Raw genomic sequence first — 21078 nt, 5'->3', positions numbered from 1 at the left:
TAAATAATATGAACAGTTACGGATTCGTTTCCTACACTGAATAATGCAGGCGTCTCCTGTTTTGGCAATCTTCTGTGATAGGGCAAGAGGGCGGGCGAACGTAGCCCGGGGGTGTGAAATTGCGGAAAGGCAGGGCGAAACGCCGGGTGTGTGCCAGCACGACGGGCGCATTGCGCGGTGTCAGTTCGCCTTGAGGGGGAATCATGATCAGTCCCGTTGCGCTGTTTTGGGCTTTATGTTTTGTGTGTGTAGTGAATATGCTGCGCTATTACTCTTCTTTGCGCGCATTGCTGGTGGTTCTGCGAGGGTGTGATCCGCTGCTGTATCAGTACGTTGATGGAGGAGGATTTTTTACGTCTCACGGTCAGCCCAGCAAGCAAATAAGGTTGGTACGCTATATTTATGCTCAGCGCTACGTTGAACATCACGATCCTGAGTTTATCCGCCGTTGTGAACGGGTTCGCGGTCAGTTTATCCTGACAACAGCATTGGTCGGTTTAATATTAATCAGTATGTTAGCCATGCTGATTTGGTATTAGAAACGGAAAGAAACGCGAGGGAGGATGCGTGAAAAAGGAAACAAAAAAGGCGACCTGCTGAGCAAGGTCGCCTTTTTATTTCATGTCGGTCAGACAATCATCAGATCAGCTTCAGTGCAATCCAGTACAGGACACCGGAGAGCACAATCGACACAGGCAGGGTTAAGACCCACGCCATCGCGATGTTTTTCACGGTTTTCGACTGCACACCGCCACCATCGACAATCATGGTTCCTGCGACCGCAGAAGACAGCACGTGCGTGGTGGATACCGGCATGCCGGTATAGCTGGCTACGCCGATGGAGACCGCCGCCGTGAGCTGTGCAGACAGACCCTGTGCGTAAGTCATGCCTTTCTTACCAATCTTCTCACCGATAGTGGTTGCGACACGTTTCCAGCCAATCATCGTACCCAGCGCCAGTGCCAGTGCCACAGCGATAATGATCCAGATAGGCGCGTATTCAACGGTTTGCAGAATGTCTGTTTTCAGCTCGCCGAGGAAGCGTTTGTCTGCAGGAGAGGTTTCCGGCAGCTTGGCCACTTTATCCGCAGTATCAGAAACACACATCAGCAGGCGACGCATATGGCTGCGTTCTTCCGGTGCCAGGTCGCTGTAAGACTGAAGATTGGTCAGCAGGGTTTGCGCGCGGCCGATAGCGTCAAGTGCGTGGCTGCTGTCGCAGTGGAACACTTTAGGCTCATCGGTCGGTGCGATATTGACGTCCGGTGCCGGCACTATTGGCGTCTGTGCAACCACGTGCGGCACGGCATCAACATGTTGCTGATAATACTGGCCGAGGTGTGTCACGGCGTCGCGGGTACGGGTAATGTCGTAACCGGTCGCGTTCATATTCACCACAAAACCGGCTGGCGCCACGCCAATCAGCACCAGCATGATCAGACCGATACCCTTCTGACCATCGTTAGCGCCGTGAGAGAAACTCACGCCGATAGCCGACAGAATCAGACCTGTACGTGTCCAGAATGGCGGTTTTTTCTTGCCGTCTTTCTTCTCACGTTCCGCCGGTGTCAGGTGGATACGGGCATGTTTCTTATTGCCACTCCAGTAACGGCGCAGCAGGAAAATCATGGTACCGGCGATAATCATCCCGACCAGCGGAGAGATAATCAGCGAAGCAAAAATACCAATCATTTTAGGGATGTTTAACGCATCGACCACGGAAGTGTGAGTCATTAATGCATTGGTCAGCCCTACGCCAATGATGGCGCCGATAAGGGTGTGGGAGCTGGACGCCGGCAGGCCGAAATACCAGGTACCGAGGTTCCAGATGATCGCGGCCAGTAACATAGAGAACACCATGGCAAGGCCATGAGCAGAACCCACATTGAGCAGCAAATCGGTTGGCAGTAAATGAACGATGGCATAGGCCACACTCAAACCACCGAGCAGGACGCCAAAGAAGTTAAATACCCCTGCCATCACGACCGCTAATTGCGAACGCATTGCCCGGGTATAGATGACGGTTGCCACTGCGTTGGCCGTATCATGAAAACCGTTAATGGCTTCATAGAACAGAACAAACAGTAACGCGAGAATCAATAACGAACCGGTATGAATATCCAATCCGGCAAATAGATGCAGCATAATTGTTACGCCAGTTAGTGGTCATGAACGCCGCGCATTATCTGCGAGAACAGGGGGACGGGAAAAGGAAAATATGACATTTTTTTGACTAAAAACAGTTCAATGTTTGGCTTTATTTCAATTAAGTATTTATCTATCAATATGTTATTCCTCCTTTGAACGCAGAAACATTTACTTACGACGTCCGGCAAGCAGTCTGTCTGGCTGGTTTAACAGCCCTCCGTCCCTTACAATCCGCGACTCAAAGCCCTGGTTAACAGGGCAAACCTTATCTAAAACGTAGTTGAATTTCCGGAAAAGAGAGGCCAAAAGTGGAACAGGTTGATGTGGTAGTCATTGGTGCAGGTGCGGCAGGCATGTTCTGCGCAGCACAGGCCGGACAGGGTGGCTGCCGTGTTCTGCTGCTGGATAACGGCAAAAAAACCGGGCGAAAAATTCTGATGTCAGGCGGCGGACGCTGCAATTTCACCAACCTTTATGCCGAACCCGCTGCCTATCTTTCCGAAAACCCGCATTTCTGTAAATCCGCGCTGGCGCGTTACACCCAGTGGGATTTCATCGATATGGTCAACCGTTACGGCATCGCCTGGCACGAGAAAACGCTCGGGCAGCTATTCTGCGACGACTCGGCGCAGCAAATCGTCACCATGCTCGATAAAGAATGCGAGCAGGGCAATGTCGATGTGCGCTTGCGCAGCGAGATTTCCGACGTGCAGAAAACCGAAAATGGCTTTGTTATCAAAGTGAATGGCTCAACTGTAAGCACTCACTCACTTGTTATTGCCAGCGGCGGGCTTTCCATGCCAGGGCTGGGCGCGACACCCTTCGGTTACCGTCTGGCGGAACAGTTTGGCCTGAAAGTACTGCCGACCCGCGCCGGTCTGGTGCCATTTACCCTGCACAAGCCGCTGCTCGATCACTTGCAGACGCTTTCCGGGGTGTCAGTCCCGGCGGTGCTTACTGCTGAAGACGGCACTGTCTTCCGTGAAAGCATTCTTTTTACCCATCGTGGCATGTCCGGCCCGGCCGTTTTACAGCTTTCCAGTTACTGGCAGCCTGGCGAGTTTGTGAGCGTTAACTTACTTCCTGATGTCGATCTGGCGGCGTTTCTGAATGCACAGCGTCAGGAACACCCAAATCAGAGTCTGAAAAACACGCTGGCGATGCAACTGCCGAAGCGTCTGGTCGAATGCCTGCAAACGCTGGGGCAGTTGCCGGACGTGACACTGAAACAGCTGAACGTGCCGCAGCAGGCCGAACTGGTTGAGCAACTGCAAAACTGGCAGGTACAGCCGAACGGCACCGAAGGTTACCGCACGGCAGAAGTCACACTCGGCGGCGTCGATACCAAAGAATTATCTTCAAAAACGATGGCGGCAGCGAAAGTCCCCGGCCTGTATTTCATCGGCGAAGTGGTGGATGTGACCGGCTGGCTGGGCGGATACAATTTCCAGTGGGCATGGAGCTCGGCGTGGGCATGTGCGCAGGATCTGGTGGCTGTTCTGGAATAATACAGACGGTGATCTGAATAAATAGTTTGTGATCTAACCTGAATTTGAGACATTAAAGTTCGTGATCTAGAGCACCTCTACAAAAAATCTAATTTTGATGTCAAACAGGACAATCTCCCCCCTCAAAAGCAGAAAAACACTACATATGGTAGCAGTCGCAGATGGGCGGCATAGCATATGTAGTGTTTAGCGAACGGTTCACGCTGGTGGCATGAGGAAGTTGGGCAGTCTGGGTATAAAGCCCAATTCGGAAAAACTCTATTACGCAGCCTGCCCGTAAACCCGAATCTCACCGGCGAGCAAGGCCGCTGGGGAAATCACAGTGCATCATGAAGCGGGGAGGGCCGGCATGTATAAAGACGAAGCCTCTTTTAATATATCCACTGCCGAAGGGGGAGTATACTCACACGCTGGGAACTGGCTAATAAAAGGAATTAGCATGAGCAATTATGAGGAAATCGCCACACGCATTGCCGATATCATTATTTCACCTGACTCAGTATTAGGGTTTGTTCACGGTGCGCTCTCCGTACCCGTCGATCTTGGATATATGGCTTATGGTGTATTTGACACTGATTCACATTACGCCCACGAAACACAAACCATTAGAATCATCCATGCAATCAAAAATGGAATCCTCAATTATGATCGGATTCTAGACGCGATAAAGACGGTTTTCGAAAAGTTTGATAAATACGTTTCAGAAAGCAAACAAAACAAAATATACAGCCGGTCTTTATTTTCAATAATAGGTCGCACTGCAACTAACTCTGTAATTTCAGCAAAAATAGCCACGGCGATTGCTCAGCGTGCTGGATTGGCAGTCACAGTGCGGGGTGGTCTTGTTGGTAATTTATTGCTGATAGGTGGAATGAAAGAACGCTGTATCAGAACATCAGAAGCTCTCAGCATAGACGAACCTGAAATATATGGCGAGTTGCGAAAAAAAGATTATGACTTACTCTACTTTATGTTTGAACCGGCACTCAAGCCCTTTGTGGATGCTCTGATCGTAAGACGACAACAGGGAATGCTAGCGTTTGATAACATACTGGAACGTGTTGAATGATCTCATGGGGTTAATTAAAGGCTCACTAGGCGCGTTTGCCGGTTCGATAGCTGTTTGGCTGTCTTTCTATTTCATTTTCCATTTTGACACATGGACAATGAGGTTGATTTCTATTTTTACTCTCAATGCTTGTATTTATCTTGTGGCAAAATTTTTAGACAAAAAATTTCCATGTGATTAATACAGTCGCTTAAATTATAAGGATGTAAAATGTCAAATCCAGCATATTTATGGTTAACTGATGAAAATGGATCACCCGTTATAGGTGGATCTTTAGTTTCTGGTCGAGTAGGAGCCATAGAATTAAAGTCGTTGACTCATAATGTACAGATCCCAACCGACTCAAATACGGGACGACTAACGGGAACACGGGTACATTCACCTTTATCATTTCAAAAGTAATTTGATAAGGTTACACCGCTTTTATACAAAGGACTGAGCCAGGGGCTTACCATGAAATCCGCAACATTTAAGATGTACCAGATTTTAGATGCAGGCATCGAATCCGAGTATTTTAATATAATCCTGGAAAATGTAAAAATAACTTCTATTACGCCGAACCTATATCAAGGCGGTCAGACGGGAACGCATTTTGAAACAATCCAAATGCGCTATGAAGTTATTACGTGGAAGTGTTGCGAGGGCAATATTATATTTAAAGATTCGTGGAATAACCGCTGGGTTGCATAAGCAGGCGCACTCCACTTTATAGGGCAAGATGTCTATCCCCACTGTGGTCTCTGAACACAATTTGTGTACAAAGTTTATTGTTCCAAGACAGTGGCTGTTCGTGGCAGTTAAAACTATTTATTCCATATCGTCATCATGAGGTGCTGTCTGCGCGGTGAATTAAAAATCCCCCTGAAGGAGCAAGTGATCCTTCAGGGGAAAGATTAAAAAATACCCCGTGCCGCGTTACCGTATCCCCGGTAACACATTCTCAGGACAAAAAACCTTTCAAATTTTCCAGCATGTTGGTCATCATGCCGAAGGCCATATTTACGCTGTGAATGCTGTAATACAGCGTAATATCATTGCGCATCAGGTATGTTTCAAAACGCTTATCTGCCAGCACCGCCTGAACTTCCAGACTGCGATCGCGAAAATGGCGGCAGTTATTAATGTACAAATCCAGCGACCGGTATTCTCCCGTAGCAAGCTGATTTACCAGCGCCGCCATCTGTTCGAAGCTCTCTACCAGCGCCCTGTGTTTTTCCAGATGGCCGGTATGCTCCTGAAGATTTTCCATAATGACGTTCTCCCGGTAATAAGACGACGGTAAAAGCCTGATCAGAAGCTTTGCCAGTCGGCCTCATTGGCTGAGAGTGCCCCCGGCTTTTCCTTGCGTGGAAGGGCGGCAAGTGCCTGCGCCGGTTTTGCCAGGGACTGATGCTGAGCCGTGGCGTTGCTGAGGTGGAATTCGCCGACCAGTCTCGCCAGGCCATCCGCCTGATCCTGCAACGAGCGCGAGGCTGAAGAGGCTTCTTCAACCAGCGCGGCGTTCTGCTGGGTCACGTCATCCATCTGATTGACCGCCTGATGCACCTGAGAAATTCCCTGACTCTGTTCTGTTGCCGCTGCGGCAATCTCGTTGACCAAATCAGTCACCTGACGGATGGCATTACCCATGGAGTTCATGTTCTCGCCGACATCGCCCGCCTGATGGGCACCGGCTTCGATCAGGCTGTAGGAAAGGTCGATCAGTTCTTTTATCTCACGCGCGGCAGTGGTCGAACGTTGTGAAAGATTTCTGACTTCACCGGCAACAACAGCAAAGCCTTTACCGTGCTCACCGGCTCGTGCCGCTTCTACGGCAGCATTTAACGCCAGAATATTGGTCTGGAAGGCGATGCCTTCGATAAGCGTGATGATCTCAGTGACTTTGCGCGAACTGCTGCGGATATCACCCATCGTACCCAGCATCGTCTCAAGTGATGATGCACTTTTCTCCGACAGCGCATTCATGTTACCCGCCAGCTGGCTGGCCTGACGCGTGTTGTCAGCCGTCTGGCGAACCGTCTCACTGAGCTCGGTCATGCTGGCGGCCGTTTGTTCCAGAGAGGCCGCTTGCTGCTCGGTGCGCGAGGAGAGATCTTCGTTACCGGCCGCGATTTGTGCCGAGGCGCTGCTGACGGACTGGGAAGCCGCGCTCACAGACAGCAGCGCTCCGGATACGCGTTGCATCAGGTTGTTGAACGCGCGGGCCATGTTGCCCACTTCATCATGACGGCTGTCATCGGCGCTCACTGTCAGATCAAGCCGCTCGCTGGCAACGGCCATAATCCCCCCGATGTCCAGCAGGCTTTTTCGTACCCGACGGATGGTGGCCAGTGCAAGGGATCCCAACAGCAGGATAATGATCGTTACGCTGCCGCCCATTCCCCACAGTGTGGTGCTGAAAATGCTGTGGTTGGTGGCCCGCAGCTCCTCACCAATGTTGATATTTAAGGTAAGCTGCTTTCGGTAATCGGAGATGAGCTGACGGATAGCCCCGCCGATGCTGTCATCGCCCTCAATCATTGCCAGAGTGACCTCGTCCTGATGTGCCCGTGAAGAGGTCAGAAAGGCGGGAAGCGCCTCCTCCACTTTACGAATATTGTCGAAAGCCACGTGCGTCAGCCTTTCATCTTCAGCATCTGAGATGTCGTGCTGCAGATAATAATCTGTCAGCGTTTTTAACCCGGTAATCTGTTGCTGAATGCGGGTTTCTACTTCAGACATTTTGCTGTTATCAGTCTGGCTCTGATGTTTATAGAGGGTGAGAGAAAGCTTATTGCTTTGATCAATAAGATTATTGAGATCCTTAATTGAAGGGATCGTATTGACCTGAACATATTCAAACCGGTTCTGGAAACCCGAAATCAACATGATCGCGACGATGCCCATTGTGATAAGGGCCGCAGAAAGCAGCGAGAACGTCAGTAAAAGACGCTGTGTGATGTTCATATTTTCCCCTGATTTTAAAAGTCCCGCCTTCAGGAAAGCGGCAGGATGTGAATCAAGGTTATCGGCAAATGTTGCATCAACATTAATTAAACTGATCTAATTCAACAATTTACGTTAATTCAATGTTCGTGGCGTGAATGTTTAAAGTGATTTTTTATGCATTTAAAGAAATTTTTCATTCTCATTGAGTCGGTTTTTGAATTATTCCCGAAGGGGCAGGAAGGTTTGTTGAAAAGAACATCAGGAACACAGCAATTTCTCATTGAAAAGCGCGAAGAAATAACCCAGTCTGCGGCCTGCACTGCGCCATCCGGCATGTCTCTTTCTCTGTCACAAGGTCATCTGATGTTTACCCATAATTGTTACCGTGCTATTGCGCTGTATAAATCAATGAAATGAAAAGAATGACGGGACGATTTACCGGTTTAAGCATCATGCTTCCTCTGCTTCTGACGTCATGCGGTACACTTTCTGAAATGCAGGTGGAGGAAAATCCTCATGAAGTGAAGCAGCTTGCCTGTAGCCAAAATCTTGACGACATGGTGGATACCGTCGCGCAGCGATATCTGCACAGAGAAAAATCCAGCGGCATGGCGGTCGGGATCATCAGAAATAACGGCGCGGCCAGAACCTGGGGTTATGGCTATACCAACGCGGTGAACGGCTACAAAATTGATGGCGAAACGCTATTTGCGCTTGGTTCGGTCAGTAAAGGCGTGACGGGAGAAGTGGTGGCGGGGCTGGTCGACAAAGGGCAGCTAAAGTGGGATGACAAACTGGCAGATTTACTGCCAAAAAATATTCCGCTGAGCGAAGACGCTAAAAATATCACTCTGCTGCAACTGGCGACGCATACTTCGGGATTGCCCCGTCAGAAAATGACCAAAGATATGTTGGAAAGTTTTCTCAGGTATTTATATACCGGCGACAACTTCTATCATGAACTGGACAGCGACGCCGTTGTGGATAATCTGTCGTCATTTAAAAAGCCATTATTGCTTGTGCCGCAATATTCTAATTTAGGGTATGCACTGCTCGGTTATATTCTGAAATTGAAAACCGGTGAAGATATCCAGCAATTATCTTATGCCTTTATTTTTAATGCCTTAAAAATGGATAACACCAGTTTTTATGCCAGCCAGTTAAAAGCCTATCCGTATCGTGCGATTGGACATGCGGGAGATCAGCCTAAACTTATCCGCCGTGGCGAGGTCGTTCCCGACTGGCATTTCTCGAATAATATGGTAGCGGCGGCCAGCCTTTACAGTAATGCTGATGACTTGCTGAAATATCTGCGGGCGCATATTGATGATTCACAACCAGGCGATCTCAGTGACGCCATTCAGGTGACGGAAAAAGTCTATTTCCAGCGAAAAATAGAAGCGGCCAATATTGCCTGGGTCACGGATTATAAAGATGGCCAGATTATTACTTACCAGGTCGGTTATATCGGCGGCTATTCCAGTTATATTGGTTTTGATAAGAAGCATAAAAATGCGGTAGTGGTTTTACAGAATACCTTCAACTGGAGCAATTACATTGGTCATGATTTACTGCTGAAAATGGCAATGGCGGATGACTATAAGGCAACCTGCGGGAAAGAGACGTTTTTCTCCTCCCCCGTTAAAGAGGGAGAAGCCCGGTGATCTATTCTGCCTGATGCACTGCAATATACCGCTCAAACTTCGCCGGTTTTAACTGGCTGAGATCCACCAGCACTAACCCGTCGATGCAGTTGTTGAATTCAGGGTCGCTGCCGAAATCAATAAACTGCACACCACCGGTTTCGCAAAGCTCGGAATATTGTTTATACAACGGCGGAATGCTGCACCCGAGATTCGCCAGCAGGCGTTTCAGGCGCTGCAAGTCTTCCTGATAATCATCGCCGCAAAACTGTGCTAACACATCGGGCAGCGAAGCCGGATACGGACGTCGTGATGTCGCCAGCGGTAATGCCGGGGAGAAATACAGGCGGTAAAACGCCACCAGTAAATCACGGGCGGGCAGCGGCATTCCGTCGGAAATCGACACCGGACCAAACAGATAACGGGTCTGCGGATATTTCGCCAGATACGCGCCGATGCCGAGCCACAGATAATCCAGCCCGCGCTTTCCCCAGTAGGCGGGCTGAATAAAGCTGCGCCCGAGTTCGACACCCTGCGCCAGAATCGGGTCCATCTGATGGCCATAGTGGAACAGGCTCTGGCTGTAGATCCCGTTCAGCCCTTTGCTGGCGACTTGTTCTGCGGTCGGGATGAACCGGTAAGCACCGACAATTTCCAGCGCCTGCGGATCCCATAAAACCAGGTGATAATAATCATCATCATAGCCGTCGAGATCACGGCGGCGACCACTGCCTTCGCCCACGGCGCGGAACGCGATTTCGCGCAAACGCCCCAGCTCGCGCAAAATCGGCACAGTGTCTTCACCGTGACGACGATAGAGGTAAATCATTTTGCCGTCCGGCGTGTTGCCCAGCACTTCGCTGGCTTCCAGCGCGTGTTTTAGTACCGCACGGTTTTCCGCACGGGCAATCGACGTTTCGGTGTGGAACAAACCCGGCTTGCCAGCGCCGAGGCGGTAAAGGTGTTTACGAAAACGCGCTGCCAGATCGCCCGCCTGCATTTGTCCATCGTGCCAGCTGGTATACGGAATGCGCGCACCGATTTTAAGCGTCAGGCTGTTGCCGCGCTGGCCGAACATTTCATGTACCAGTAAAAGCGTACTGAGCGGGCGGTAAATCATAGAACTGAGATAAAACAGCGCGCTGTTGCTGCCACTGATATGCACCGGCACCACCGGTGCACGGGCTTTGGCGGCGAGGCGGATAAATCCGGTGTGCCATTTTCCGTCGCGCACGCCTTTCGAACTCATGCGGGATACTTCACCTGCGGGGAACACAATCAGCACGCCCTGATTCTCCAGATGTTCCTGCATCTGTGTGACCTGATTGCGCCGCGTGCGGTTGCCCATATTATCCACCGGGATCATCAGGCTGCCGAGCGAAGACACCAGCGACAGCAACTGATTCGCCACCACTTTGACATCCGGACGTACCGACGCCACCGCATGTAATATCGCCAGTCCGTCCAGCGTGCCAATCGGATGATTCGCTACGATAACTACCGGGCCGTAGCTCGGGATCTGCTCCCGGTCGCGCTCGGTCAGTTCACAGCGGATATTAAAATGTTCAAGTACCTGCTCGGCCATATCAATGCCTTTCAGGTGCGGATACTGATCGGCGAAACGGTGAAACTCTTTTTCGCGGAACAGGATTTTTAACAGTTTGCGTTGCCAGGAAGGGGTTTTCTGCTGCGGGTCGAGATCCTGAAACAGGGTATCCATGCTGAACATAGGATGTCCTCCGGTTGAAGTCTCCCGACCATAATCAGCGCGCATGACAGTGATGTGTCACTTTGATGGCAGTACGGGGAAGCCTGAGTAAAACAACGGTTCAATTTGTTGCGAAAGCAAGCTATTGCTAATAAAGTCAAACACTCATTTACGGCTTCGTAACATGCCAGAACCCTTTTTTGTGAGACGCGACTTTCCATGCCTGACGCTGCTTCGCCCGACCTGACTGCCACCAGTCCGTCAAAGACCACGCTGCGAATTCTCTCGATTCTGGTGTTCAATTTTGCCAACTATCTGACCATCGGCCTGCCACTGGCGATCCTGCCGGGTTATGTACATGAGCATCTCGGCTACAGTGCTTTCTGGGCGGGACTGGTCATCAGCCTGCAATATTTCGCGACGCTGCTGAGCCGCCCTTATGCCGGGCGTTATGCGGATAAAGTCGGGCCAAAAAGGGTGGTGATATTCGGGCTGAGCGGCTGCCTGCTCAGCGGTGTGTTCTATCTGCTGGCACTGGGATTTGACGCCACACCGGCGGTCAGTCTGGCGTTGTTATGTCTCGGGCGCGTGATGCTTGGTGCCGGGCAAAGTTTTGCCGGAACCGGTTCGACGCTGTGGGGCATCAGCGTGGTCGGCTCCCTGCATATCGGCAAAGTGATTTCATGGAGCGGGGTGGTCACTTACGGTGCGATGGCGATCGGTGCGCCACTCGGTGTGCTGATTTTCAGTTTCGGCGGCCTGACGCTGTTGTCGGTGTGCATCATTTTGGTGGCGCTGACGGCGCTCATCACCGCGTGGCGCAAGCCGCCGGTGGTCACAAAAGCCCCGGCGCAAATCCCGTTCCGCCAGGTGCTGGGGAAAATATTGCCTTACGGCATGATGCTGGCGCTGGCGTCCACCGGCTTTGGGGTGATTGCCACCTTCATCACCCTGTTTTATGCCGCGAAGGGCTGGCCGGGCGCGGCATTTTCCCTGACATTCTTCAGTGTGGCCTTTGTCGGCATGCGGCTGTTATTGCCCAACAGCATCAACCGTTTTGGCGGATTGCGTGTGGCGCTGGCCTGTTTTGTGGTGGAGATTGCCGGGCTGATTATGGTGTTTTTCGCCCCGACGGCGTGGGCAGCAATGGCCGGTGCTTTCATTACCGGTGTGGGTTTCTCGCTGGTCTATCCGGCGCTGGGCGTGGTGGCAGTCAAAAAGTTGCCGCAGGAAAATCAGGGCAGCGCGCTGGCGACCTATTCGGCATTTCTTGATTTATCTCTGGGGATTACCGGCCCGCTGGCCGGTGTGCTGATGGCGCAGGCTGGCATTGATGCGATTTATCTTGGCTCGGCGCTGCTGGTGCTGATGGCGCTGGCGCTGGTCGTCCGGTTGCTGTTACGTCAGCCTCCGGCTGAAACCAGCGCCTCCGTCAGTGCTGATTAAACCGGTTGCCGTACGCCACGGATGCGCCCCATATGCAGCGTATCCACCAGTTCGCCGTCGCGCATTGCGTAGCTCGGGCTGAGGCCTTCAACGCTGAAACCGAACTTTTTGTACAGCCCGATTGCGGCATCATTATCGGCATAAACCGTCAGCTCGACGCGGATCACGTGCAACCATTTGTCACATAACTCAAGGGCAGCAGCGATCAGCTTACTGCCGACGCCTCTTCCCTGAAATTGCGTATCCACACCAATGCCGAAAGTCGCCACATGACGGCGTCGCCACGGCTGCTCAACCATCAGGGTGAGATTGCCCACCAGTTTGCCGTCGATACACGCAACCAGCGCGAACCGGCCGGGTGCGGCATTGGCAAGGCGGTCTTCCCATAGCGTGGCGGGTGGATAAGGGAGTTGCAGGGTGTCGCTGTAAACAGGAACCTGAGCGTATAGGTGTTGAAGCGCCTCTGCATCTGCGGCTTCAGCGTGACGAATGACTATTTCGCTCATGGCGACACTCCTCTTTTTGTGGTTACTGTTTGAATATCCTCTACATTTATCAGGAATAGGAAAACTGTCAATCGAATGTTTGGTGAAAAAAACGCTTTACAAGTGCGAATGATAATGATTATTATTGCCATGCGTTCCGGGGATGGCCTCACACCAAGGTCAAACGGGTCCCCATGAATGCACGACATTGCTCACATTGCTTCCAGTATTACTTAGCCAGCCGGGTGCTGGCTTTTTTTTCTTCATATTTTGAGCTGTGGATGCGTTGGCTGCGCTCGCTCACCCCGGTCACATACTTGTGTATGCTCCCGGGGATTCGCTTGCTGGCCGCCTGCCCACAACTCAAACTATTTCGAAAAACTCCTTTATATCTTCTCCACAACTCAAACTATTTCTAAAAACACGTTAATTAGAAGAATCCCGCGTCAGGCAAGAATCATATTCTGCTGCCATATCACCCGATCTCCGGCGGGTGGTTGGGCGATGACGGTGCTGCCGGATAAACGGTTATTAAGGAACATCAGTGAACTGGCGGGTTGTGCGGCGACGTCGGTGAAGTCGAACGTTGCCTGCGTCAGGGTTGAGGAAAGAATATCGATTTGCTTTGGCGCAGTGCCGGAAAGCGTGAAGCCGACCTGATTAAACTGCGATGCCTGAACCGACAGTGTGGAAGATTTCAGCGTGAGCGGTGCAAATTCGGTGGTGGCATTAAACGTACAGCGGACAAAATTCACCGGCGCCGTGCTGTCAAATGAATGCCCGTTGATGTCATTAAATACCGTATCGGTAAAGGTGATGGCGGCAGTGACGTTGCTTTGTACTACCGGCGCGCCGTCCTCCTGCAGGGAAAACTGACACTGACGAATAACGTTCGGGCGCGCAGCGCGTTGCGATGCCTGGCTGATAATCAGGGTGCGGTCAGCGGTACAGCCGGTCATCTGCAAACCGTCGGCATTCACCCACAACATCCCGGACTGCGGGATAGTCTCGTTGGTGATCACCACCAGATCTTCCAGCGTCAGTTCACTCACGCCGGAGCGGGCGACAAACCACGGACAGACGTGCTTACGTACATTGATACGTTTGGCGCTGCCTCCCCAGGTGGCACCGGAATTGGCAAAGGTCATCAGGCCGGAATTGCCGGTATAGGTGAGATCATGTTCGTACTGACCGTGAGTCACGAACGGGCCTTTTTCCGCGCTCTGTCCGCTGGCGTGACAATTCTCGACCAGGCAATATGCCGACGCCGTGAAATCATTTAAATGCCGCGCGTTCGCCACGCTGCAATCACTGACATGACCATACAGACAATAGATTTGCTGTGTCAGATATCCGGCACCGCCAAAGGCGGTATTCGGCGGATTAATAAGAGAGCACTGCTGCGTCAGATAATGGGTATTCCAGCGGCGCATCACCACCGGCCAGAAAGAACCTGTCGAATGGATCCCTTCGACATTGGTGTAAACACCGTATTCAAACGCCACCGGATGGCTACCGGTGATCTGATCAGCCCCCGCCCCGAAGAACTGCATATTTTTGATGGTGACGAATGCGACCGGTTCGACTTTCTGCCAGCTGATCACCCTGCCGGCCAGCAGTTCCCAGCCGTTGTAATAGCCAATCTGAATATGCGTGCTGTCAGGAATCGCGATGATTTCCACCAGCTTTTGCAGCTCGCGTTCCGCCGCGCCTTTCACCGGTGCAACCTGCACTGCATACCAGTCGCCCACGCTGAACAGTGACGAATCCGCGACCGGGAAAATATCCGTTTGCTCCTGCAACGTTTCAGTCAGCGTGAAGGAGACGGGGGTGCCGGTCACCGTGCCCCGGAAGAACAGTACGGCGGCAAACGGGTCATTGACCGGTGCGCTGGCAATGCCGGTGGTGAAAACCCGGTTGTTCTGGAAATCCAGGGTGATGTCTGAGCGTGAGAAGCGATGGCGGCGCTGAAAAAGCAAATCTGAAAAAGCGAAGATCTGGCTGATGGCCGGGTCATTGACTAATGCATCAAGCGCATCGTCGGCGGGTTGATCAGCATTGAGAATACCGAAAGTGCGGAAATCGCCCACGCCCTGATGGATAAGCAGCCAGCGTCCGGTGTCCGAGTGGTCAGAAGGGATGACTGTGCCGTTATTGGCGGGCAGAACGCAGTTTTTGTCCCAGTGATAATGACCGCCGCCGCCGTCACCGGCCTGAAAATAACCATTAACGAAGACATTATGATCCATACGTATTTTATGATTCTTCAGCGCGGATACAGAATTGAACGTTTTCATGGTGAATCCTTTTAAGGCTCAGAGGTGAGCCACTTTATTTTGTTATATCTCCGTATTTTCAACCACAATATGCGGCCCTGTACTGGCTGGCACAACGGATCGGGTATTTATCATGATATTGTTCTGTTCAATAAAATAAGACGGACGGGAAAATGCCTTATCTGTGAATAACCGCTTACCGTGCGTGAATGTCACGTGATGCGCCTGATAATGATTAATACCGGCGGTAATGTGAATATGAAGCTGATCGTCACCGGTCACTTCAGTTTGCATTGGGCCTAATCGCCAGGTCACAGGATGTTCGCCGGTCCGTGAAAGTAAAGGCCGGGAGGCCTGATCACTGGACAGTGTGGAATCACCATTAATAACGATTTTCTGAGGTTCATCAGCCGTTAAAATAAGGGACACATTTTCAAGACGGCAGGCGTTAAAGTTAACTTCTTTATTTTTAATTAACAGCGAAACATCTTTGTCCGTTCCTTTAAACTGGCAATGGGAAAAATACAGCAGCGAATGGCCATTAATGGAATTCCGGGCTTCGGCAGCAGGATGAGAAACAATAAACGGGTCATCCGGCGCGAGGTTACTGATAGTGGAATCATGGCGAGGATCCAGTACGAACCCGCAGTTTTCGAATACGTTCATTTTGATACTGCGCTGACTGTTTTGCAGTAATGTCAGTTCTCCGCTGAGGCTGCAGTTTTGCACCGTCAGTCCGTCGCAATTCAGGCGCAATATGCCGAGATTATCCTGTTCCACACTCCGGTAAATGTGCACATCCGTTAAGGTCAGATCAGTAACGTGCGTGTCGGCTGTCAGCATAGAACAATGGTGCTGGTTGATGACAATACGTGCCGCCGACTGTCCCCAGGGTTTGCCGGAATTGGCCAGTGTCAGGATGCCGGAGTTGGCCGTAAAATGCAGATCATGTTCATACTGACCGTGCGTGACGAAAGCACCGGAACTGTCACCGTTGCTGTGACAGTGCTTTACCACGCAGGAAGAGCTGGCGGTGAAATCGTTAAGATGCCGGGCATTGGATGCCGTACAGTCCGTAATCACGCCATACTGACAGTAAATTTGCTGAGTCAGATAGCCTGCGCCGCCCCAGGAAACCGAAGGTGGATTAGTCAGCGAGCATTGTTCGGTGCGAAAGAAGGTATTCCAGCGACGGAAAATGACTGACCAGAATGTCCCCTGAGCATGAACATTCAGAACATCGCAATAAATGGCATATTCGAAGGCGACCGGCTGGGAACTGCTATTAGCCAGCTGCCCCTCTGCGAAATAATGCATGTTTTGAATACAGACATTTTCAACCGGCGTGACTTTGCGCCAGTGCAGTTGGCTTTGGGCGTCCAGCGCCCAGCCGCTTCTGTAATTGAGCCGGATATGCGTTTCATCAATCTGTTCTGTCACCTGCACCAGTCGTTGTATTTTGCGTTCCCAGTGGCCGGAGACTTTGTCCGATTCCAGGCAATACCACTGGCCGACAGGATATAAGCTGCTGTCATCTACCGGATAGATTTCTGACAATAAAGGCAAAGGATCCCTGAGAAGGGATATTGATGTTTTTTCTTCTGCTATTCCCCTGAAAAAGAAAATAGCGGAGAGGTAATTATTTTTGGCATCTGCCAGGGTTTCCAGTCCTGTCGCGGTCACTGTCTGGCCATTAAAATCGAGGGTGATATTCGAACGGTTAAAGCGATGGCGCGACATGAAATTCAGCGAGGTATGTGCTTCAATCCGGTGAATAAGCGGATCACTGATCATCGCCTTCAGTGCCGCATCTGCAGCATTTTGTCGGTTAACTATACCAAACTGACGAAAATCCATGACGCCGTTATGTAATTGCAACCAGCGGCCTTTAGCGGATTTTAACGAGGAAATAACGGTGCCCTGATTGGCCTCTTTCTCACTGTTCGCATCCCAGTAAACCAGTTTTGGCGCACCATCTCCGGCAAAGTAATATCCCAAAACCATCGCGCAGGTCCGGTCAGCAGGCGCAGGGAGGTTTCTTAACGCCATAATGTTGCTCGCGCTAATCATTTTATCCGGATTAATTTCAACGGCTTTAAATAATCCCGCCGACACTACACCACCGGTTATTCCCGCGATCAACTCGCGGCGGTTAATCATGATAATTTCCGGAAACAGATGTCACATTAATTTACCTTAAGGAGTTTCTTCTTTGAGTATTGTACCGATGGGTAATTAAGCAACCTGTACAAGAACAATTTACCTCAACCTTCCTCAAATCCTTTGGATTGAGTCACCTGCATTTGTTCATATTTTTTGAACAGAGGGGTGAAGTTTTTACGCTTTCTTATTCTCAGGCGTTGACTAGACTAGAGAAAACATTGAGGAGAGTTGAACATGATCTATTTACGTCAGGCACAAGAACGCGGTCACGCCAGTCACGGCTGGCTGGAAAGCTGGCACACCTTCTCTTTCGCCGATTATTACGATGCACAATTCATGGGATTCTCCGCACTGCGGGTGATCAATGAAGACTTTATCGATGAAGGACAGGGTTTTGGTAAGCATCCGCATAAAGACATGGAAATTCTGACCTATGTGCTGGAAGGCACCGTGGAACATCAGGACAGCATGGGCAATAAAGAACAGATCCAGGCGGGGGAATTCCAGATTATGAGCGCCGGGACCGGGGTGACACACTCTGAATACAACGGTAACAGCGACCGTAAACTGCACCTTTATCAGATCTGGATTATCCCGAATCAAAAAGGGCTGGAACCGCGTTACGAACAGCGTATGTTCGATGCGCCGCAGGGTCGTCAGTTAGTGCTTTCACCGGATGCCCGCGACGGTTCGCTGAAAGTGTTCCAGGATATGGAGTTGTCCCGCTGGGCGCTGAAAAAAGATGAACAGTCGGTTTATCAGATTCAGGCTGACCGCCGCGTGTGGATCCAGGTGGTAAAAGGCACCGTGTCCATCAACGGTAAGAAAGCCGGGCAGAGTGATGCGCTGGCGATCTGGGATGAAACGGCATTGTCCGTTCACGCAGAGGAAGACAGCGAAATTCTGCTGTTTGACCTGCCGCCAGTCTGATCATGGTGAAGTCAAAAGCAAAAGGCGGTGCTCCGGCATCGCCTTTTTTTGCATCATTCATTCGTCATTTGAAGCTGACATTAATACCGATATTGCCCCGGTAACCTTCCTGTTTTCCGTCAAAGCCACGCTGATAATTCACGCTGGTGTAAAACGATGCATTTTTACTCAATGGCGCCGTGATCCCGCCACCTGCTTTCCAGGCGCTTTGCGAGAAATCAGGCGAAATCTCAGTGCTGCCGATGGTGACGGCGGGCGCATCGCTGAGCGTCGATATCGCGTCGATATTCAGGTATGGCGTAATGTTGGGCTGATCTACCTGAGGCTGATGAGAAAGCCGCAAACCGCCGCGTGCCTGTACGCTGTTGTCGGCGGTTTTCGCTACCGCGGCAATACCGTCATTGAACCCTCTCATATGCAGATACTGATAAATCACCTGCGCCTGGGGTTCGAGCCTCCAGCTTTGGGTTATTGCAAAGGGAATGCCGCTTTCCGCTGAAAGCGCCACGCCGTAGCCGTCCTGTTTAGCTTCCGTTTCACTCTGGAATTCGGTGTGGTAATCGGTGACTTGCCCGACGAAATCCAGATACGCGCCGCTGTCGGTCTTCACGGTGTAATAGCCGCCAATGCCGTAAGCATCGGTAGACACATCTCCGGTATCGGTGGATTCACCGACCAGCCCGCGGGCGCTGTCCGAGCTGCTGGTTTTCTGATCCCCCAGCGAAATCATCACCCCGGCATGCACATTATTCCCGCGCGGTGTCTCATCCTGATACAAATCCTTGCCGATCTGGATATAACGAATGTCGCTGTCAAAACTGAAGCGACCTACATCATAATTATCATGCGATCCGCCGACGCGTGCCCATGTGCCATCCTGAGCACGTTTGACGCTATCGCCGGTACGTTCGTGATAAGACCCCATTGAGCTAAAGCCGTACTGCCGGTTAAGGAAGGGCGCGGCAATGTAACCCACGACATCCGTCCGGTAGGCGATCACCGGTTTAGGTGTGGGTGCAGGTTGCGGTGTGGGCTCCGGTGTCGGGTCAGGATCAGGCACTGGTTCCGGCGGCGGCACCGGTTCGAGCCAGGTGCGCAGATACCAGTCTTTTGGCGACGTACTGCCGCCTTTATAGAGATAATAATCGTATGCCCCCGCACTGACTTTTCTCAGCAATTTCAGCGACGATGTGTCATCCCCATCCACCTGCACCAGACGGATCCCGTCGCCTGTCGTCAGCGCACCATTGCCCCCGGCATTGCGCACCAGCACCCCAAAATTGCCGCTGGCGTTACCCTGAACATGCAGTAAATCGGTGGGGGAATTATCGCTGCCCAGTTGCGTGTTGAAATTCAGGGCACCGTTGCCGGAAAGCGTGCTGGCGGTAAGTGTGTGGAATGCCCCCTGCTGCGGTTGGGTGAAGTTCATCAGGCTGTTATCGAGCGATAAATCCCCGAGCACGGAATCGCCAGTCAGATTCCACACCGACTGATTATTCAGCGCCAGTGAATTGAGGTTTTGTACCGAGCCGGTCAGCACGGAGGCATCCAGTGTGACATCGGTTTTCGCCGTCGTCGCATTGATAATATTGCCGATAATCTGGCTTTTACCGCTGACATTCACCGTACTGGTGCCGTTATCGGCAAAGGTCATGGCCGCGTTAATACCGACAATGCGGGCGGCGTTTTCGATGATCACTTGCGCATTACCGTTGTAAATCTTGCTGATGCCGATATTGCCGCTGTTTATGGTCGCGTTATCAATGCGAACGTTTTGCCACTGATCGTCTGTCATGGGGGCGCCGCTCAGTGACAGGCCGACGGAGGCATTGCCCGGTGTGGAAATAAGCAGTTCATTTTCCAGAATCAGGTTGTTAGCGCCGAGGAATGTTATGCCGTTAGTGGACGTCGCCTTCGTGGTAATGGATCCGCCGTTGATCCGTACATTGCTGTCGTTTTCCAGCATCACGCCGTTGCCATATTGCCCGGAGGTGTGGATGTCGACATTCTTCATTTGTAAATTACCGAATGACAATATCACGGCATTGCTCTGATCTTTCTCTGTGATGATGGTTCCGCGATCATAAGTGACATTTGAGAAGCGGTCAGCGGACCCGTCGATACTTATCCCCTGGCGAACCTGAGATAAAATTGACGTATTCAGTAATGTGGCATCGGCATTGTTGATGGCTATTGCCGAACTGCTGGACATTCCCGAAAGATGATTAACAGCCAGCCCGGTGGCATTCAGCGTGGCGCCATTATTCACCTCAACGGCATTATCCGCATTATTGGCGTTAATTGTGGTATTAATCATATTCGCGGTGGCGTTATTATTAATCACCACTGCCGCACTGTTAGAATTAAGGGTCGCGTCGTTGATATTTAAAACACTGCCTGCATCTTGTATCGTCACCGCATGGGAAATTTCCCCGGATTGACTGTTGTGATTAATCACGGAATCTTTCCCGATATTAATGACACCGCCATTTTGCGCGACAAGCGAGGAGCCAAGCTGGCTGCCGGAAGCGTTGAACGTGTTAGCCAGGAACGTCAGTTCTGCGCCGTTATTGACCATAATGCCATATTTTATCAACGGGTTATCGGCGACAATATTTTCGTTATCCTTGGTGGATAAGGTCAGCTTTTGATTGTTCGTCAGCAGCAGTGGCAGGGTGTAATTTGCCGCACTGGCGCTCATGACGGCAATATTGGGCAGGCAACACGCCAGCAGAATACATCGTGTAATTTTACAGGTGTTAAACGCCGGCATC

15 protein-coding genes and 1 pseudogene are annotated in these 21078 nt (G+C 51.2%); 8 read left to right on the top strand and 8 right to left on the bottom strand.

Features of this window, described 5'->3' with window-relative positions; translation table 11 throughout:
* The first annotated feature begins 203 nt into the window (after nt 1-203).
* Nucleotides 204-539: a universal stress protein UspB gene (uspB, locus tag AC1DUO_RS04860; RefSeq protein ID WP_013573525.1), complete on the top strand. Its 336-nt coding sequence runs from the start codon at nt 204-206 to the stop codon at nt 537-539.
* A 100-nt stretch (nt 540-639) separates the two neighbouring features.
* On the opposite strand, the gene pitA is transcribed toward uspB, so the two are convergent.
* Nucleotides 640-2145 (bottom strand): inorganic phosphate transporter PitA, encoded by a 1506-nt coding sequence (gene pitA, locus AC1DUO_RS04855; RefSeq protein WP_013573526.1) that lies wholly within the window; start codon nt 2143-2145, stop codon nt 640-642.
* A 311-nt stretch (nt 2146-2456) separates the two neighbouring features.
* Between pitA and AC1DUO_RS04850 the strand changes: the two genes are divergently transcribed.
* From AC1DUO_RS04850 to AC1DUO_RS04840, 3 genes and pseudogenes are all read left to right on the top strand, one after another.
* A complete protein-coding gene (locus AC1DUO_RS04850) occupies nt 2457-3656 on the top strand; it encodes a BaiN/RdsA family NAD(P)/FAD-dependent oxidoreductase (RefSeq protein WP_119261094.1) in 1200 nt (399 codons plus the stop codon).
* A gap of 439 nt (nt 3657-4095) precedes the next feature.
* Nucleotides 4096-4725 carry a hypothetical protein gene (locus AC1DUO_RS04845; protein WP_119261095.1) on the top strand — a complete coding sequence of 210 codons (630 nt, stop codon included), beginning with the start codon at nt 4096-4098 and terminating at the stop codon, nt 4723-4725.
* Nucleotides 4726-4935: 210 nt separating this feature from the next.
* Nucleotides 4936-5415: pseudogene (locus AC1DUO_RS04840) on the top strand (Hcp family type VI secretion system effector).
* A 250-nt stretch (nt 5416-5665) separates the two neighbouring features.
* Here the strand turns inward: AC1DUO_RS04840 and AC1DUO_RS04835 are convergent.
* Nucleotides 5666-5974, bottom strand: coding sequence for a hypothetical protein (locus tag AC1DUO_RS04835; RefSeq protein WP_013573528.1), 309 nt, complete (start codon nt 5972-5974; stop codon nt 5666-5668).
* A gap of 41 nt (nt 5975-6015) precedes the next feature.
* Nucleotides 6016-7671: a methyl-accepting chemotaxis protein gene (locus AC1DUO_RS04830; RefSeq protein WP_037033735.1), complete on the bottom strand. Its 1656-nt coding sequence runs from the start codon at nt 7669-7671 to the stop codon at nt 6016-6018.
* Nucleotides 7672-7827: 156 nt separating this feature from the next.
* Here AC1DUO_RS04830 and AC1DUO_RS04825 point away from each other — a divergent pair, with 156 nt between their 5' ends.
* Together AC1DUO_RS04825 and AC1DUO_RS04820 are read left to right on the top strand one after the other, a co-directional pair.
* Nucleotides 7828-8070, top strand: a complete 243-nt coding sequence (locus tag AC1DUO_RS04825) for a hypothetical protein (protein ID WP_013573530.1) — start codon at nt 7828-7830, stop codon at nt 8068-8070.
* A gap of 35 nt (nt 8071-8105) precedes the next feature.
* On the top strand, nt 8106-9317 hold the full coding sequence (locus tag AC1DUO_RS04820) for a serine hydrolase domain-containing protein (protein ID WP_112152015.1): 1212 nt from the start codon (nt 8106-8108) through the stop codon (nt 9315-9317).
* 1 nt (nt 9318) lies between these two features.
* On the opposite strand, the gene olsF is transcribed toward AC1DUO_RS04820, so the two are convergent.
* A complete protein-coding gene (gene olsF / locus AC1DUO_RS04815; RefSeq protein WP_119261096.1) occupies nt 9319-11025 on the bottom strand; it encodes a bifunctional ornithine lipid synthase OlsF in 1707 nt (568 codons plus the stop codon).
* Between the two features lie 198 nt (nt 11026-11223).
* Between olsF and AC1DUO_RS04810 the strand changes: the two genes are divergently transcribed.
* Nucleotides 11224-12450, top strand: coding sequence for an MFS transporter (locus AC1DUO_RS04810; RefSeq protein WP_013573533.1), 1227 nt, complete (start codon nt 11224-11226; stop codon nt 12448-12450).
* Here the strand turns inward: AC1DUO_RS04810 and AC1DUO_RS04805 are convergent.
* The 3 genes from AC1DUO_RS04805 to AC1DUO_RS04795 form a co-directional block, all read right to left on the bottom strand.
* Complete coding sequence (locus tag AC1DUO_RS04805) at nt 12447-12956, bottom strand: GNAT family N-acetyltransferase (RefSeq protein WP_119261097.1); 510 nt, start codon at nt 12954-12956, stop codon at nt 12447-12449. The genes AC1DUO_RS04810 and AC1DUO_RS04805 overlap by 4 nt on opposite strands.
* 425 nt (nt 12957-13381) lie before the next feature.
* Complete coding sequence (locus tag AC1DUO_RS04800) at nt 13382-15232, bottom strand: hypothetical protein (protein ID WP_119261098.1); 1851 nt, start codon at nt 15230-15232, stop codon at nt 13382-13384.
* 42 nt (nt 15233-15274) lie between these two features.
* Entirely contained in the window at nt 15275-17371 is a 2097-nt protein-coding gene (locus tag AC1DUO_RS04795; protein ID WP_119261099.1) for a hypothetical protein, read from the bottom strand.
* Nucleotides 17372-17608: 237 nt separating this feature from the next.
* Here AC1DUO_RS04795 and AC1DUO_RS04790 point away from each other — a divergent pair, with 237 nt between their 5' ends.
* A complete protein-coding gene (locus AC1DUO_RS04790; RefSeq protein ID WP_013573537.1) occupies nt 17609-18304 on the top strand; it encodes a pirin family protein in 696 nt (231 codons plus the stop codon).
* Nucleotides 18305-18368: 64 nt separating this feature from the next.
* Here the strand turns inward: AC1DUO_RS04790 and AC1DUO_RS04785 are convergent, their stop codons facing one another.
* Nucleotides 18369-21077 carry an autotransporter family protein gene (locus AC1DUO_RS04785; protein WP_119261100.1) on the bottom strand — a complete coding sequence of 903 codons (2709 nt, stop codon included), beginning with the start codon at nt 21075-21077 and terminating at the stop codon, nt 18369-18371.
* Nucleotide 21078 lies beyond the last annotated feature (1 nt).

This window comes from Rahnella sp. P4_A8 (assembly GCF_056402435.1).
The sequence above is the reverse complement of the archived record's forward strand: the minus strand, read 5'-3'. Positions and strand labels throughout refer to the sequence as shown.